The sequence below is a fragment of the Brevibacterium permense genome, from assembly GCF_025506275.1.
Taxonomy (GTDB): domain Bacteria; phylum Actinomycetota; class Actinomycetes; order Actinomycetales; family Brevibacteriaceae; genus Brevibacterium; species Brevibacterium permense_A.
The window spans coordinates 21,446-36,412 of record NZ_QYCP01000001.1 but is presented as its reverse complement, the minus strand read 5'-3'; the positions used below and the strand labels follow the sequence as shown (position 1 = coordinate 36,412).

Here is a 14,967-nt window from a genome sequence, read left to right as displayed (position 1 = left end):
CGGACAATGTGGCCCCACGAGAGGTGTGAGAGCAGTATGACGATCGAAACGCTCAGTTTCCAACAGTCGGCGGCATGGAAGGATCGAGTCCTGCCGCCGGTCGAACAGGTCGCCGAAGGTGTCTGGGCCCTCCCGGTCCCGATCCCCAACAACCCTCTCGTCTACACCTACTGCTATGCCCTCGCCGATGGCTCCGGCGTCGTCCTCATCGATCCGGGCTGGGACGGCAAGGACCAGTACCTGGCGCTCACCTCGGCGCTGGCCGACCTCGGCTTCACGGTCGCCGATATCCACGGAATCGCCATTACCCACTACCACCGCGACCATATCGGGCTCGTGCCCGCACTCCTCGCGAAGAATCCCGACGCCTGGGTCGCCATGCACGGCGAGGACCTGCGCGCGATCAAGCGCTTCTACACCAACGCCGTCGACCTCGGCACCGGCATCGACCCCAACCTCAACATCGCCCGCGCCTACGGAGTCCCCGAAGATCGCTGGGCCGAAGTCGAAAGCCTCCAGGTCGGATCGAACAAGGGCGGGTCGAAGAGCGACTCGATGAGCCTGTACAGACAGGCGATGAGCCGGCTGCCCGAGAACATCCACGTCCTCGATGACGGCACCGAGCTCCCGCTCGACGACGGTCGATTGACGGCCATGTGGACGCCGGGGCACACCTACGGACACTCGGCGTTCGTCCGCGACGAAGACAAACTGTTCTTCTCCGGCGACCATGTGCTGCCGACGATCACCCCGAACATCGGCCTCGACTCCGGGGCGATCACGCACAGCCTCGGCGACTACCTGCGCTCGCTGGAGAAGATCGGCGAGCTCGACGAGGATGTGGCGGTGCTGCCGGCCCACGGCTTCCGCTTCACCGGAATCCACGATCGCAAGGTCGAACTCGTCGAACATCATCATGAGCGCCTCGGCGAGATCCGCGCCCGCATGGAGGCCACCGACGACCACAGCGTCTACTCGATCGCGGCGGGCCTGCATTGGTCCCGCGGCTTCGAGAGCCTGCACAACTTCAACCTCTTCGCCGCCCTTGCCGAAACCGCCGCGCACATGCATTATCTCGGTATCGACATCGGCGTCGGCTCTCTCGTCGGCAAGGACTGAGCCGGGCCTGGCCTGAAGAAGAGAGACAGCAAGGAGGAACCAGCATGAGCACCGAATTCGTTCCCGCCGCCGAGGTGCGGCCCGTGGCCTTCGCCGTCCACGCGAGCGACCATGTCGAGCGCGGTCGCCGTCGTGGTGAGGAGCTGCGCACGGGAATCGCCTCCACCGTGGACGCGTATCGGCGCTACTTCTCGCATCTGTCCATCGCCGAGGCGGCCGTGGAGTCCGCGGCGGAGTCGAGTCGGCGGCGACTGCAGAAATGGTGGCCGACCGGCGCAGAGGAGGTCGAAGCCGTCGCCGCCGGTGCGGGCATCGAGGTCATAGAGCTCATGGAGATCATCGCTCGCACCGAGATCATGACCCAGGCGAAGGCCGCGCCGACCGAATGCTCGACCGTCAGCCACACGAGTCCGGGTGCCTCTGTGGCCGCGCAGAACTGGGACTGGGCCGCGGACTTCTCCACACTGTGGCATTTCAATGATGTCGGCTCCGTGCCCGGGCAGCACCGACATGTGGGCATCGCCGAGTTCGGAATGCTCGGCAAGATCGGTCTCAATGAGGCCGGCGTCGGCGTGCTGCTCAATATCCTCAAGCACACCGGCGACACGGCCGGGGGAGTGCCCATCCACATGATCCTCGCCCGTGTCCTGGCAGAAGCGGGCACCCTCGCCGAGGCGCTCGAGATCATCGACTCCGCCCCGACGTCATCGTCATCGATCATCACCGTCATCACCGCCGAGGCGGCCGTCCAGGTGGAGATCGCCGGTGGGTGCAAGCGCGAACGGCGGGCCAGGGCTGATCACACGGCCGACGGAGAGACGGGCACGTCCGGATTCCTCCTGCACACGAACCATTTCCTGCACCCGGACCTGCTCGACGGCGCACTCGAGCTGCGCCCCGATTCGACCTCGCAGGAACGCTATCGTCACCTCGCCGAGGCGGTCGTGCGCTTCGAAGCCGAACGTGCCGTGGCGCGTGACAGCGGGGCTGTCACAGTCGGGGACCTCACGAAGCTGCTGACGACGGGCCCGGGAGAAGCGCCCGTATGCTGCACTCCGGCGCCCGGCGCCGCCTATGGAGATCGTTCGGCGACCCTGGTGAGCGTGCGCATCGACCCTGCACGCAGGCAGATCGACCTCGCTCCCGGCTCACCAGCCGACGGTCTGGACGGGAACCGCCGCTTCCAGCTCTGAACCGGCGGCGGTCCCACACGTGGTCGGGTCAGTCGGAACTCTCGGTCGCCTCGGCGGCTTCCTGCTCGCGCATCTCGATGACCGCGTCGAGGGCGGAGGCGATCGCATCATCGTTCTCCAGTGCGGCTTGGATGAGTCGCCATGGCACGAGGTCGAGATTCTGATCGCCGATGACGAAGCGGATGAACGGCTGCCTGCTGCGCGGATCATCGGCTTCGAGCTCGGCGCCGTAGCGCCACTGGCCGAAGGCGATGCGGCGCACCGTCTCACCGATGAAGCGCATGGCGCCGGCGGTGAAGGGAGCCTCGTCCTCGGCGATCATGTCGTCGGGGCCGTCGTAGCGGACCGCGACCTGCTTGCCCAGACGGGCGAGGCTCTCCCGGTCGAAGCCCCACGAACTCGGATCGGCCTGCTCCTGAGTCCAGGCGGCGATGCCTGGTTCGACGGTGCCGATGAAGCGGGTGAGGAATTCGACCTCCTCCTCGCTCGAGTTCTCGGCATTGAGCACGCCGAGCGAGAGTCCTGTGCACTTGCGCCGCGGCTGTCCGTCCCCGCCGAGGAGCTCACTGGCCTTGTCGAGCACAGCGGTGAACACCTCGGCGCTGCGCTGATCGACGGCGGCCAGCACGATTCCCACCAGCGGGATCGGCTCACCGGCAGCCGGACCGTCGGCATTGTCGGGACGGATGAATGGCATCCCGTTGCCGGTCGACTCGTCGTGGTCCCAGACCCCGCCGATCGCACGCAGATAGGTTTCGCCGAGGTAGCGGATGAGTCCTTCGAAGAAGCGGCGGTTCTCCGGCTTGAGGATCTCTTCGGTGTTCGGGAACTTCGAGAGCACGAAGAGTTCGAGCATCGGCAGTGATTTCGGCCCGAAGTCCTTCGGGAACTTCACGGTCTCCCCGTCCTCCTTCTCGAAGGTCTCGGGGAGGTCGGCGAGGACGAACGCGCCGAGGCGGACGTCCATATTGTTGATGAAAGCAGAGAATTCGCGCTGGAGTTCGTTCACGGGCACCACCTTAGTGCCTCGAACCGCGTCGTCGAGTGTGTTCAGACCTTGTTATAGGGGCAGAAGCGTTCAGACCTCTGTATAGAGGCAGAAGTCTTCAACCATCGCTGTCGGAGCAGAAATCGATGAGGTGCATGAGGACCTCGACGATGAGGCTCGGATCGATGTCGACGTGCTCGTCCATCTTCTTCCCGGCCGCCGCAGTCAGGGCGATCCTGTTGAACACGGAGATGATGACCGTGAGGAAGTCGCCGAGCGGCTGCTTCGTCGTTGCGCCGGCGACATCGAGGGCCGTGGTTACGAGTGCGGCCAGCCGATCGAGCTGAGTGGCGTTGAGTTCGACATAGCGGGCGTGGAGATGCGGAACCCGCAGGCAGTAGAGCTCGATCTCCTGTTCCGTGATCGTCTCGGCCACGGTCTGCTTCTTCTCATTGAAGACATCGTCGATGAACTGCGTCATCAGCGCTTTGATCTCCGGCACCTCGGCAGTGGCCATGAGCTGCTCAGACCACCGCTGGATCGTGGCATCGAGGCGATCGAGGTTCTCCGAGATGCGCATCTCGATGATCGCGAGCACCAGATCGTCACGGCTGGAGAAGTTCGAATAGAACGCCCCGCGGGTCAGGCCTCCGGCCTCGCAGATCTCTTCGATCGAGGCGCCATCGATGCCGCGCACGGCGAAGACCGAGGTGCCGGCCTGGACGAGGGTGGACCGGGTCTGGCGTCTGCGTGGGCTGAGTTCGTCTGTGTTCATCGTCATTTCGTTGCGGTGGGGTCGGCGGTGGCCAGGTGGTGCAGTCGTCTGCGCCGGCATCGGAGCGGGCGGCGACGGTGTGGCGGCGAACGAGGTGCCTGAGCATCTCATGAGAATCCTCGCTCAACCTGGGATCCATTTGCATGGAGGGTGGGTATTGCACAACAATACAATACTGCATCCAATACACTTTTGTATCGAGGTTTTCGTGTCAACTTTCCTCTACGCCCTGGGCCGTCGTGCCTATCGGACCCCGTGGCGATTCATCGCCGCGTGGCTGCTGATCTTCGTCCTCGTCGGTGCCGGAGTCGCCGCCTTCGCCAAGGACTTCGACAATGACTTCACACTCCCGGGCTCGGAGGCGCAGACCGCTCTCGACTCGATGAAGGCGACGTTCCCCGAAGCCGCCGGGGTCTCCGCCTCGGTGATCGTCGTCGCCGACGACGGCGATTCGGTGGAGGACGAGAAGTACAAGGACGCGATCGAAGACGAGATCGACCGCATCGAGGACCTCCCGCACGTCGACACAGTGACCTCCCCATATTCCGACCTCGTCAAGGGCGCCATCAGCAAGGACGAGACGGCGGCCATGATCTCCGTCCAATACGACGGCACTCAGCAGGACGTCGGGGAGGACGCCGGCGACGACCTCATCGAAGCCCTCGACCCGCTGCGCGATGCCCTGCCCGGAGCGCAGGTCGAAGGCGGCGGTGAGCTCTTCCAGATCACCGGCGTCGAGATCTCCTGGGTCGAAGGCATCGGCGTCGTCATCGCCTTCATCGTCCTCCTGCTCACCCTCGGTTCCTTCCGTGCCGCGGGAATGCCGCTGATCACCGCGCTCATCGGCGTCGGCATCTCCGTGCTTCTCATCGTCGGCGGCACCGCATTCGCGACGATCAACTCCTCATCGATCATGCTCGCGCTCATGCTCGGCCTGGCCGTGGGCATCGACTATGCGCTCTTCATCGTCTCCCGCGCCCGAGACCTCCTCGCCGAAGGCCACGACCCCATCGGGGCGACCGGACGCGCCGTCGCGACCGCCGGATCCGCGGTCGTCTTCGCGGGCATGACCGTGATGATCGCGCTCCTCGGTCTGTCCCTGGCCGGAATCCCCTTCCTCACGATCATGGGCATCGGAGCCTCCGGTTCGGTCGCCGTGGCCGTGCTGATCGCCCTGACGATGGTCCCCGCTCTGCTGGGACTCGTGAAGTCCAAGATCACCCCGAAGCCGACGAAGCGCTATCGGAAGGCCTACGCCGCGGCCGCTCAGCGGGCGACGGCGGGCACGGCCGCCTCGGCGCAGGGATCATCGACCGTCACCGAGGCAGGCGACGGTTCCACAGGAACCCCCACTGAGTCGACCGACCCGGCACTGCGGGAGAGGATCGCCGACGAGGCGCGCGCCGAAGGCGGCGACCCGTACCCGCCGACGATCATGGATAGGTTCTTCGCCGGGTGGCTCAAAGTCGTCACGAAGATCCCGCTGCTGACGATCGTCGTCATCGTCGGCGGGCTCGCGCTCTTCGCGATCCCCGCCACCCAGCTTCAGCTGTCCCTGCCCACCGCAGGCGATCAGGAGCAGGGCACCCCGGCGCGGGCGACCTACGACCTCATCGACGAACACTTCGGACCCGGCTACAACGGGCCCCTGGTCATGACCAGCCAGATCGTGACCAGCGACGATCCGCTCGGAGACGTCGAGGAGATCGAGAAGCGCATCGAGAAGGTCGACGGCGTCGAACAGGTCATCATGGCCACCCCGAACCGGGATGCGACCGTCGGGCTCTTCCAGATCATTCCGACGACGGCCTCCGACGACCCGGCGACCCTCGACACGGTCGATCGGCTGCGGGACCTGAGCACGGAGATCGAGGACGACTTCGACTTCGACACCGCCGTCACCGGTGCCACCGCGATCCAGATCGACGTCTCCGACCAGCTCGGCAAGGCTCTGGTGCCCTTCGGCATCTTCGTCGTCGGACTCTCCATCATCCTGCTCATGATGGTCTTCCGCTCCGTGGCGGTGCCGATCAAGGCCACCGGCGGGTTCCTCCTCTCCGTCTTCGCCTCCTTCGGCACGGTCGTCCTCGTCTTCCACGACGGTCTCTTCGCCGGCCCCTTGGGCATCGACGGCACGGGACCGGTCATCAGCTTCCTGCCGATCATCGTCATGGGCATCCTCTTCGGCCTCGCGATGGACTACGAGGTGTTCCTCGTCTCGGGCATGCGCGAAGCCTATGTCCACGGCTCCTCGGCCAAGGACGCCATCAGAGCCGGATTCGCTTCCTCCGCCCGCGTCGTCTCGGCCGCGGCGATCATCATGTTCTCCGTCTTCGCGGCCTTCGTGCCCGCCGGCGAACCGATCATCAAGTCGATCGCGCTCGCCTTGGCCGCCGGCATCTTCGTCGACGCCTTCCTCGTGCGCATGTCGCTGGTGCCGGCGATCATGCAGCTGCTCGGCGATAAGGCCTGGTGGCTGCCGAAGTGGCTCGATCGGATCCTGCCGCGCCTCGACGTCGAAGGAGAGGGCCTCGCCCACGAAGTGGCCCTGCGCGACTGGCCGGAGCCGAACTCGGACTACCGGGTCTACGGACGCGGAATCGGCGTGTACTCCGGGGACCGCGGCTTCGCCCGCGTCGACATCTCCCTGCTGCCCGGCCAGATCCTCGTCGCCAGCGGCGATTCCCGCCGAGCCCTCCTGCTCGCCGTGTCCGGCCGCGTCGGACTCACGGCAGGGGAGATGAAGATCGGCCAGAACGTCCTGCCCGAACACGCCGGACGGGTCCGCCGACAGGTTCCCTACCTCGACCTCAACCGGGGCGAAGCCGACCGGATGATCAGTCCGCGCGACATCTCTCGGATGGCCGCCTCGGCGCCGGATCTGCTCGTCATCGACGGGGCGGAGAAGCTCGCGGCCGGAGCACGGGAATCGGCCGGACCGGCACGGGACCTGCGCGATCTGCTGCCGCAGCTCGTCGCCGAAGGCACCACCGTCATCCTCGGCCTGCCCGATTGGGATGTGACAGGGATCTTCGATCCCGAAACGAACTACCTCCACCTCGACCTCGACGAGGCTCGACCTGATGAGCGAGGCGGAACCGACAGCGAATCCGGCGGCGAACACACCCACGCCGTCGATAGCACCAACATGGAAGGTGTGCAGTCGTGAGACTCGAACGTGCGAACTCGAAGAAGCCGGTGAACTGGCTCTCCCTCCTCGGCCTGGTCCTCATCCCGATCATTGTGGCGGCCGGATTCATCCTCGCCACGTGGAAGAGCGGTGATCGTCTCGAGACCATCGAAGCCGCCATCGTCAACAATGACGATGGGGCGAAGGTCGACGGCAAGACCGTGCCGATCGGCCGTCAGCTGACCAGCGGTCTGGTGGGTGAGGACGAGAACAACATCCACTGGGTGATCACCGACGAAGAGGACGCGCAGAACGGGCTGTCGGACGGCACATACGCCGCGAAGCTGACGATCCCCGAAGGCTTCTCCCGCGCTGTAACCTCGGTCGATGATGCGAAGTCGGCGACGCAGACGCAGCTCGACGTCGACGTGTCCGGGACCGCTCCCGCGCTCGATACGCAGATCTCCCGATCGGTCGCCGAGGTGGCGCGGACGACCTTCAACACGCAGATGACCGAGAACTACCTCGACAACATCTATGTCGGCTTCAACAAGATGGGTGACCAGATGAAGGACCTCGGCGACGCCGCCGGGGAACTCGACAAGGGTGCCGAAGGCCTCAAGGAAGGCACCGGACAGTCCGCCGAGGGTGCCGGCGAGTTGGCGAAGGGCATGAAGCAGCTCGGAGACAACGGCGGCGAACTCAAGTCCGGTGCCACGGAGCTGTCGAAGGGTGCCGGCGAACTGTCCAAGGGTGCCTCGGAGATGTCCGGGGGTCTGAACGAACTCGACAAGAAGACATCGAAGCTGCCCGAGAGCACGCAGAAGCTGGCCGATGGTTCCGGTGAGCTCTCCGACGGTGTCGACGAGTACACGAAGTCGATCGACGAGATCATCAAGGGCTTCGCCGGGTCCGGAGACTCGGGTGAAGGCGGTCTGGGTGACATCACCAAGGGCGGCAAGGAGCTCGAGAAGGGCGCCGACGGTGTGTCCAAGGGCGCCTCCGGCCTCTCCGACGGACTGCACCAGTACCGGGATGGATTGAAAGAAGGCGCCGACAAGGCCGATCAGCTGGCCGGGACGAAGCCTGATCTCGACGCGCTCGTGGCTGCGAAAATCATGACCAAGGCGGAGGCGGAGCAGGCGCGGGCAGAGATGTGCCCGACCGGCACCCCCGATCAGGTCTGCCAGGGCATCGAACAGGCCTACGCACAGGGGCTGCTCAACGGCACCTCGGGTGGTCTGAACCAGGCCGTCGACGGGCTCGAGCAGGAGCAGAACGGTTCGTCCCTCCTCGGCGGGTCCGATGACCTCGCCAAGGGTGCGTCGGAACTCTCCGATGGTGTGACCAAGTTCGTCAAGGGACTCGAAGACGGCCTCGGTGACCTGATGAAGGGCATGGAGGACATCTCGAAGAACGCCCCGAAGCTGCTCGAGGCCTCGAAGGGGCTGCGTGACGGTGCCGCCGGCCTCGCCGACGGCAACCAGCAGCTCGCCGACGGAATGCCGGCCCTGTCCAAGGGCATCGGCAAGGTCGCCGACGGTTCCGCGGAACTCTCCGACGGTGCCGGTCAGCTCAGTGATGGGCTGAGCGAATACAGCACCGGCGTCGGCAAATACACCGACGGCGTCTCCGAAGCTGCGACCGGCACCTCTGAACTCTCAGCCGGCCTCGACAAGCTCGATGAGGGTACGGGCAAGTACGCAAAGGGCGTGAGCAAGTTCGCCGATGGCGTCAAGGACGGTGCGGACGAAGTGCCGTCCTACACGGCTCCGGAACGTGACCGCTTGGCCAAGGTCGCCTCGGCGAATATCGAATCCCCAGACACGGACAGCGTCACGGATGTGCTGGCGGGATCGACGATCGCGCTGCTCATCATGCTCGCTCTGTGGATCGGCGGACTCGTCACCTATACGGTGCTCAAGCCGATCCCGGCATGGGCTCTGCTCTCGACGAAGTCCTCGTTCGCAGTGTGGGCGCGCGGACTGCTGCCCGGTCTCGTCGTCGGCGTGCTGCAGGCGCTCGTGCTCTCGATCCTCGCGGTCACCGTGATGGACATCGACGCGACCCAGGGCTTCGACATCGCAGTGCTCACGTTCGTCTCAGCGATCGTGTTCATGATCCTGAACTTCGCTCTCGTCGCGTGGTTCGGGGGAGTGGGCCGGTTCCTCTCGGTCATCGCCGTCGTGCTGGCAGTGGCCGGTCGGACGATCGGAGCGGTGCCGCAGTTCTTCGACTTCGTGGCGCCGATCCTGCCGCTGACTCCGTCGATGAACGGCTTCGCAGCGATCGCCGCCGGCACCACCGGTCAAGCTGCCGCATACGGCGGACTGCTGGCCTGGGCAGTCATCGGCATCGTGATGTCGCTGCTGGCCATCGTCCGGGCCCGGACCACGAAGCCCGAAGCCGCCCTCGAAATGGCGTAGTCGCCGGGGCTGCCGCGCCTGAGGCTGTTTCGGTACACCCTTTTCTGAAATGCTCACTTTCTTCCATGTGCATTACAGAGAAGGGTGTACCGAAACTCGCCTCGTGCATTGCGCGGCGCGGATTTCGGCAACTGCCGCGGGTGGTGTGGGGCGCTGGCGGAACTGGGTCGTCAGCGTCCGCGGAGTCGCGGATGGGCCGAGAGTCGCAGGCGGCGGTGGTGTGAGTACCTAGGTTGCGCGGACTTGGTGCGGGGTGTCAGAGGAGGTCGAGGATCGCCTCGGCGGCTGCGTGCGAGTCGTTGAGCGTGGCCGCGTTCGTGCCCGGATTCGCTGCGATCGCCAGCCCCCACTGCTTCGACGACAGTTGGATCGACAGAGCGAACCGGCGCGGGTGGACGTTGCCCTCGACATCGATCGTGCGGTACGGCCGAGACGTGAGGGCGAGTCCGTTGAGTAACTTCTCCCGACCGTCGTCCAAGGTCAGGCGGGCCGCGGTGAGCTGACCGCGTTCGAGCATCCCGTACAGCAGGACATCGGCTGCGCGCGAGACGGAGTTCGTCGGAGACGCGGCATCGATGACGACGCTGCCCGTGATCGCTCCAGCGGCCTGAGCAGAGGTCACTGTGAAGATCTCTGGCCGCGGCTTCTGCGCCTCATTGGTGAGTCCCTTTGCTTCGGCAGTGTGGCTCTCGACCCCGTCCGGGCGTGCGGTGATGCCGGAACTTGCGTTCTCTGCTTCAGCTTCGGGCGCCTCTGGATTCTCGCGGAGAGCGTCAGGGTTCTCTTCGATACGCATATCGGGGCCGATGAAGGACACGATTCCCGCCTCGGCGAGGGCGATGAGTTCGGCGATCCGCTGTGGGGGAGGTCCATCGCAGATGCCGGAGACGAAGCCCTCGAACCAGCCGAGGATCTCCATGTCGATGCTCACGCGGTCGATGTGGCCTGCGACGATGAGCTCCTTGAGCAGCATCCGGGACTGCCACAGCACGGTGAAGAGCGCCTTCTCCGGGCTGCCGGTCGGACCGGCCAGAGAGCTGCGCAGGTCGGTGCGCAGGAAGTCGAGCATCCACTCGTGCAGAGAACCTGCCTCTCCCGGCTCACGGCTGGTGAAGAGCTCGCCTTCGAGCGGGTCGAGCAGGGTGTGCAGTGACATGCGGTCGGCGGGATCGGGCACGAGTGCCTCTTCGATCTCCGACCAGGCGAAGGCCTCGCGGGTGACGCGGCCCTGACGGGCGGGATCCTCGGTGGCCGTGGCGCTGGCTGTTCGTGCAGCGCTGGTCGCGGCCGCGGCGCTGGCTGTTCGCGCAGCGCTGGTCGCGGCCGTGGCGCTTGCCGCAGCGCGAGCGGTCGCGGCGGCCCGAGCCTCGGTCGCGCCGGCTTCGCCCGCCTGCTGCGGGTGGGTCTCCTGCCAGGTGCGTCGGGTCAGGTGGCGTGAGACGGCTTCGCCGATGGCCTCGCGCAGCTGGCCCGGGTCATCGGCGAACGCTTCGGGACGGACCTGGGAGAGCGTGTGATAGTACGCCAAACGCAGGTCGGCGAGGATGAGTGGCCACAGCTGATCATTGAATCGGGCATCGGCCTTGCGTTCCCCGCCGAGGTTCTCGATCCCGGCGAGCAGAGCGATATTGTCCTTCGTGAAATACCGCAGGGGCCAGTCCCGCCGAGGATGTTCATGACAGATCGGTTTGCTGCGGTACGGGATTCCGCGTCGTGATCCCAGCGCCAGCCGCGGTTCGTCACCGCTGGGCACATATCGCAGCAGTCCGCCGGTCTGCGCCTCATATCGACCGCCCCGCTCATGAGTGAACAGAGTCTGCAGGTCGAAGTAGTTGAGCCCCATGCCACGGACGATGACCCGCTCACCGGGGGCCACCTCGGTGACGGGGGTTTCCGCGGGCAGACCCTGCGGCAGGTACAGGCCGCCGCCCAGTTCGGCGAAAGCGGCGAGGCGGGCGCGCTCCTCCGGCTGAGCGCTGGGGATGTGACCGACGGCGAGCACGACGGCGCTGGCGACGATCGTCGTGCCGTTCTGGCAGCGCACGAGCTGCTCGGGGACAGTGGCACGTGAACTCTCTGCCACCGATTGGGGGAGGTCCATTGCGGGCAGGTCGATGACGGATTCGGCCTTCGTCCGGTGTTCGACGATCTCGACGAAGTCCGGTGCGCCCTCGCGGATGCGCCGGTAGGCGTCGCGGAGGTAGCGGCCGTAGAGGCTGCGGCTGGGGAAGGTCGAGTGCAGCGGTTCGGTGCCGCCGTTGGCAAGGTACCACTCGGCCATGGACGGTCCGGTCGGTGCTTCGTCGGGGCCGAGGAAGCTGCAGCTGGAGTCGGGGAAGACGGTCTGCTCGGCGATGGTGGTGTTCATCAGCAGAGACTCGGGCTGGTCGGTGCGCCACACGATTCCCGCGCCGGGCGGGTACGGGTCGATGAGGTGGATGGTCAGCGCAGTCTCGGTGGTGGCGTCAGCCGCGCTGCGGGACGCGCCGACGGTGCCGGCGAAGCGTTTCGCAGCCAGAGCCACGAGCCTCTCCAGAACGGTGAGACCTCGCGGTCCGACACCGATGATCGCGACCGCGGGGGCAGGAGTCTGTGAAGCCTGACTCACCCCTGCTCGCCGGTTCCGCCGTTGGGCCCGGGGTAGCCGGGGAAATCGTCACCGGGCTTGAAGCCCTTCGGGTAGCACTTGCCTTCGGCGTTGGGCTCACCCGGCGTTGCCGCTTCGGTGGCGTCCGCCTCGGCGCCGGCCTCATCCGTGGATCCATCCGCGGAATCGGCTGGTTCACCGGTGGCAGTGTCTTCGGTGCTGTCCTCGGCCGAGTCCGTGCTTTCCTCAGATTCCTGGGACTTGCTGCCGTCGTTCGTCGGCTTCGGGGTCTCCTCGCCGTCGGATGCGCCCTTGACCTCGTCGAGGATCCATTTGTGGAGGACGTCGTAGTCAGGGTCATAGGTCGGGGTGACGTCGTTGTTGATCTGAACCGTGGTGACGTCGCCCTTCTGCATCATCATGGCGAGTTCGATGAATGCGGGGATCTCGTTCTGCGGGATCGACGTGGCGATGTTCCGCGTCGCGGAGTTCGCGAGCTTCGGATAGGCCGTGGCGATCTCCTGCGGATCGATCTGCTCGAGCGTGGTCTTGAGCATCCGCTGCTGGCGGCACATGCGGTCGTAGTTGTCGCTGCCTTCGCGGGAGCGGACGTACCAGAGTGCGTCCTTGCCCTTGAGCGTCTGCGGGCCCGGATCGACCCAGCCGTAGATCTCGTTCTTCACACCCGACATCGACTTTCCGCCGCCCATCGGGATCGGGCGTTCGACGTCGATCTTCACTCCGCCGATGGCGTCGACGACGTCTTCGAATCCGGCCATGTCGACCGAGGACCAATAGTCGAGTTTGAGGCCCAGAGAGCCCTCGACTGCTTGCATCGTCGCCCACATTCCCGGTTCGAGTCCGTGCGTATTGCCGATCTGGTCGGGGTTCTGTTCGCCCCACTGCCACACGGCGTTGATGAGGTCCTGCGAGGAGTCGCCGGAGGGGCGGAATCCGTCGGGCCACGCCTTGTCGAGTTCGCTGCCTTCGGGGAAGACCGGGAACGCGAGGTTACGGGGCACGGAGATGAGCGCGGCGTTGCCGGTCTTCGTGTCGATGGAGGCCACGAGCATCGTGTCCGGGCGGGTGCCCTCACGGTCGTCGCCGTTGTCGCGGCCCATGAGGAAGACATTGATATAGGGCTTGTCGGCCCAGAGTTCTTCGGCGCTGTGAGATTTGCCCGTACTGTCGCCGAAGAGACTGGCAACCGTGTCGGACTGCACGCGGGCGAAGACCGATCCGACGCCGAGCGGGATGCCGATGATAAGGGCGAGGGAGACGACGAGGACGCCGGCCATCTTGTTCTGCCAGGGCCGGTATCGGTGCCCGCGACGCAGGCCGAGATGGGATACGACCATCACGAGGATCCAGATCACGGCCACGAGCACGGCGGCGATGGCGAGGAAGTTGAGCAGCGAGGGGCTGGCGACGACCGTGGCGACCGCGCGCACGGGTCCCTTGACCAGCAGATAGACGAGCCCGACGAGCAGAGTGAGGACGAAGAGACCGAAGACGATGAGTCCGACGGGCCGGAAGCGTGTGCGCAGCAGCCCGACACCGGGCAGCAGGGTGCTCAGAGAGGTCCAGCCGACGAGGCTGGGGAACGATTCACCGAGGCGGGAGGAATGACGGCGGGACCGTCCGTGACCGCGTCCGGTCGATCTCTCGCCGTGGGCGAAGTCGCCGTTGGATGATCTTTCGGAGGACGACCTGGCAGCTGCGGCCGTGCCGCCGGCGCCGACGGCTGCTGCGGCCGCGGCGCCGCGCGCTGACCGTGCACCGGATGCCCTCTTCCGGCCCCGACCGCGGGATTCGGCTGCATGCCGTTCGCGGGCGTCGCGGCGAGTTGTCGGAGCGGAATCCGTGTCGACGTCGCTGTCTGCGCGGTCGTCGTCGCGGGAATCCCTCGCCGAGGCGGCCGATTCGTCCCGTGCGAAGGTGCGCGGAGCATCGTGGGCAGGACCGCGCCGTGAGCCGGCGCCCGGATCATCCTGTGTGTTCGAGCTTGCTGCCGCGGCCACTCCGGCCGCAGAGGCTCCGCTGGCGGCGGCAGCTCGCAGCATGCGGGCTTCGCGTCGAGTGCGTGGGGCAACCGGGCGCGGAGGCGGTGCATGCGGCGAGCGGGTCGCTGATCCGTCTCCACGGGGGCTGTCGCCGAGTCGGCTGTCAGATGAATCGTCGGATCGGCGGGAGCTTGTGCGGAACGAATAGTCGGATCGGGCATCGGCTGACCGTGTGGAGCCCTGACCAGACTTCTGGACGGGGTTCTGGTCCGAGTTCGAGCGGGACCGGCGAGGGTTCACCGCCGAGGTCGGCAGCTGCTGCGAGTCGCGACGCTGGGAGTCCGAGCGGCGAGGCTCAGACTGCCGAGAATTCTGTTGCGGCGAGCTCGACTGCGGTGTCGAGTCGCTTTCACTGGCGGCGGTGTCGCCGCGGAACCGGGGGCGAGAGGAGGCGCGGAGCCGACGACCAGCTGTCTGGGAATCGGGGTCGCTCCCATGCGGTCCGCGCTTGTCAGGGGGAAACTCTGGCAAGTTGTCTACTCCTCAAAAACTGTCTTCTCGTGCAGTACGGCCCGCTCGCCGTTCTCGTTTCCGGCGCAGGGCACACCGCGGCATTCGGTTTTTCTACCGGCGTTCCTGCGAAGATCTGAGACCAGACCGCAAAGCACATCACGCCGATTTTACGCCTGCACATTGATGAATGCTGGAATTCCGGTGTGGGGGAGCGGAACAAAGGGGACGTTCGG

8 protein-coding genes are annotated in these 14,967 nt (G+C 66.0%); 4 read left to right on the top strand and 4 right to left on the bottom strand.

Going from position 1 to position 14,967, the window contains the following annotated elements:
- Positions 1–36 precede the first annotated feature (36 nt).
- Both D3I60_RS00170 and D3I60_RS00165 read left to right on the top strand, forming a co-directional pair.
- Entirely contained in the window at positions 37–1,119 is a 1,083-nt protein-coding gene (locus tag D3I60_RS00170; protein ID WP_262773906.1) for an MBL fold metallo-hydrolase, read from the top strand.
- A gap of 44 nt (positions 1,120–1,163) precedes the next feature.
- On the top strand, positions 1,164–2,312 hold the full coding sequence (locus tag D3I60_RS00165; RefSeq protein WP_262773904.1) for a C45 family autoproteolytic acyltransferase/hydolase: 1,149 nt from the start codon (positions 1,164–1,166) through the stop codon (positions 2,310–2,312).
- Between the two features lie 28 nt (positions 2,313–2,340).
- Here D3I60_RS00165 and D3I60_RS00160 read toward each other — a convergent pair whose 3' ends face one another.
- Together D3I60_RS00160 and D3I60_RS00155 are read right to left on the bottom strand one after the other, a co-directional pair.
- The gene (locus D3I60_RS00160) at positions 2,341–3,321 is read right to left on the bottom strand and encodes a hypothetical protein (protein WP_262773902.1); all 981 of its coding nucleotides are present in this window, start codon (positions 3,319–3,321) and stop codon (positions 2,341–2,343) included.
- A 97-nt stretch (positions 3,322–3,418) separates the two neighbouring features.
- Positions 3,419–4,075, bottom strand: a complete 657-nt coding sequence (locus tag D3I60_RS00155; protein WP_262773900.1) for a TetR/AcrR family transcriptional regulator — start codon at positions 4,073–4,075, stop codon at positions 3,419–3,421.
- A gap of 208 nt (positions 4,076–4,283) precedes the next feature.
- On the opposite strand from D3I60_RS00155, the gene D3I60_RS00150 reads away from it, so the two are divergent.
- Both D3I60_RS00150 and D3I60_RS19120 read left to right on the top strand, forming a co-directional pair.
- Complete coding sequence (locus D3I60_RS00150; RefSeq protein ID WP_262773898.1) at positions 4,284–7,244, top strand: MMPL family transporter; 2,961 nt, start codon at positions 4,284–4,286, stop codon at positions 7,242–7,244.
- Complete coding sequence (locus D3I60_RS19120) at positions 7,241–9,631, top strand: YhgE/Pip family protein (protein WP_262773897.1); 2,391 nt, start codon at positions 7,241–7,243, stop codon at positions 9,629–9,631. The genes D3I60_RS00150 and D3I60_RS19120 overlap by 4 nt, the downstream gene beginning before the upstream one ends.
- A gap of 256 nt (positions 9,632–9,887) precedes the next feature.
- Here D3I60_RS19120 and D3I60_RS00140 read toward each other — a convergent pair whose 3' ends face one another.
- Together D3I60_RS00140 and D3I60_RS00135 are read right to left on the bottom strand one after the other, a co-directional pair.
- The gene (locus D3I60_RS00140; protein WP_262773896.1) at positions 9,888–12,239 is read right to left on the bottom strand and encodes an FAD/NAD(P)-binding protein; all 2,352 of its coding nucleotides are present in this window, start codon (positions 12,237–12,239) and stop codon (positions 9,888–9,890) included.
- Complete coding sequence (locus tag D3I60_RS00135) at positions 12,236–14,281, bottom strand: LCP family protein (RefSeq protein ID WP_262773894.1); 2,046 nt, start codon at positions 14,279–14,281, stop codon at positions 12,236–12,238. The genes D3I60_RS00140 and D3I60_RS00135 overlap by 4 nt, the downstream gene beginning before the upstream one ends.
- Positions 14,282–14,967: the final 686 nt, after the last annotated feature.